This is a genomic window from Geodermatophilus sp. SYSU D01036, assembly GCF_054050435.1.
On sequence record NZ_JBJGZJ010000054.1, the window covers coordinates 1 to 1,858 of the forward strand.

General features: G+C 75.0%; 2 protein-coding genes. One reads left to right on the top strand and one right to left on the bottom strand.

The annotated features are described in order from the left end of the window. The coding region (locus ACI8AR_RS23745) for an AAA family ATPase (protein WP_457053188.1) at positions 1 to 589 on the top strand (589 nt) is incomplete at its 5' end. Positions 590 to 1,038: 449 nt separating this feature from the next. On the opposite strand, the gene ACI8AR_RS23750 is transcribed toward ACI8AR_RS23745, so the two are convergent. Continuing rightward, the coding region (locus ACI8AR_RS23750; RefSeq protein ID WP_457053189.1) for a DUF2254 family protein at positions 1,039 to 1,858 on the bottom strand (820 nt) is incomplete at its 5' end.

A 1,858-nucleotide genomic window follows, 5' to 3' on the forward strand; every position in this document is an offset into this window, starting at 1 on the left:
GGCCCACCCCGACGTGTTCAACACGCTGCTGCAGGTGCTGGACGACGGCCGGCTCACCGACTCCCAGGGCCGCACGGTCGACTTCACCAACACCGTGCTGATCATGACCAGCAACCTCGGGTCGGAGGCGATCGTGAACGCCGGCCGCGGCCCGCTCGGCTTCACCGGCAACGGCAACGCCGGGGACGACCTGCGCAGCCAGGTCATGCGCCGGCTGCGGGAGTCCTTCCGGCCGGAGTTCCTCAACCGGATCGACGAGATCGTGGTGTTCCAGCAGCTGGACAACACCCAGCTGGAGCGGATCACCGACCTGCTGCTCGACGAGACGAGGCGGCGGCTGCGCGCCCAGGACATCGAGGTCGAGTTCACCCCGGAGGCGGTCAGCTGGCTCGCCGAGCGCGGGTTCGAGCCGCAGTTCGGCGCCCGCCCGCTGCGCCGGGCCATCCAGCGCGAGGTGGACAACCGGCTCTCCCGGCTGATGCTCGACGGCCGGCTGCGCAGCGGCCAGCGGGTGCGCGTCCTGGTCCGGGACGGCGACCTCGACCTCGAGGTGGAGGACGCGCGGGAGGCCGCGACGGCGCAGGCGTGAGCGGTCGCCCCGGTGCTCGGCCTGCGCCGGGCGAGGCGACGGCCCCGCAGTCCAGCGGCTGTGGGGCCGTCGTGGTCGGAGGAGCCCGTCGTCGTGGGCTCGATGCCGCTCGATGCCGACCCGAGAGATCCACCCCCTCGTCGGCATCCGGCCGGACGGGGCCCTCGCCCGGCTCGGAACCGGAGGCGGCGGCGGTGTTCCGGGAGGACCGCTCCGGATCGGTCACGGCTGTGGTCGTCGGCCCCTGACCGATGCGCTCGTGAGCGACGCGCTCGGCGGACTCCCCGGTCCCGGTCTGCTCCCGCTCTGAGGAGCGCCGCCCGCGCGAGGCCGCTGCGTGCGCGCCGTCGCCGGCCGTGGGGCCGGGCCGCTGGTACCCGGGAACGCGGGGGCGACGCTGCGCACAGCGGGGTCCTGGCGCCACCGCGTCGACGGAGTGGCGGCTCGTCTCACGACCGGGCGGGTGCCAGCCAGCGGGTGGCCTGGTCGCAGAGGCGCTCGTAGTCGGCGGACAGCGTCAGCGACTCCTTCGCGCTGTCGAGGACCAGGTGCGCCTCTCGGAGGAGTGGGGCGGTGCGCTCAGACAGGCCGGCGTCCTCGAGCTGATCCACCAGCATCTCGATGGTGCTCAGCAGGCAGCGGGCGATGGCCGGTGACTCGGCGCCCGTGAGGCGGATGCGCTCGAAGGCGGTGGAGACGTAGTCGCCGAACGACTGCTGCTGGGTGAGGAGGACCGCACGCCCGGCACTCGCCGTTCGCGAGGCTGGTGGCAGATCCCGCAGCAGCAGCGCGCGCAGGACGATGCCGAGGTGCAGGACGACCTCGCGGACGGTTGTCGAGTCACTGCTGCTCTGCGAGCCGGCGCGCTCGGCGACGTCCACGAGCAGGGCGATCCCGTAACCGAGGTCCTGCTCCAGCGTCGGGTCCGCACCGATCACGACGGCCGAGCGGACCGTCGCGGTCAGGCGCTCGTCCGGCTCACCGGTCGGTCCCGTCCGGACCGTCGCCAGCAGGATCCCCTCGGACACGAAGTCCCCGGCGCGCACCGCCAGCTCCACGGTCGTCTGCGGCGGCAGGGCGTCGAGCACGGCGTCGAGGTCGATCCGCTGGATCCAGCCGCTGTCGTGCGCCAGCACCGGGTGCCCCGGCGCGTCGGCGTCCGGAGGGCTCGCGGGCTCGGGGGCCGTGGGGGGGGGGGGGGGGGGGGGGGGGGGGGGGGGGGGGGGGGGGGGGGGGGGGGGGGGGGGGGGGGGGGGGGTGGGGGGTGTG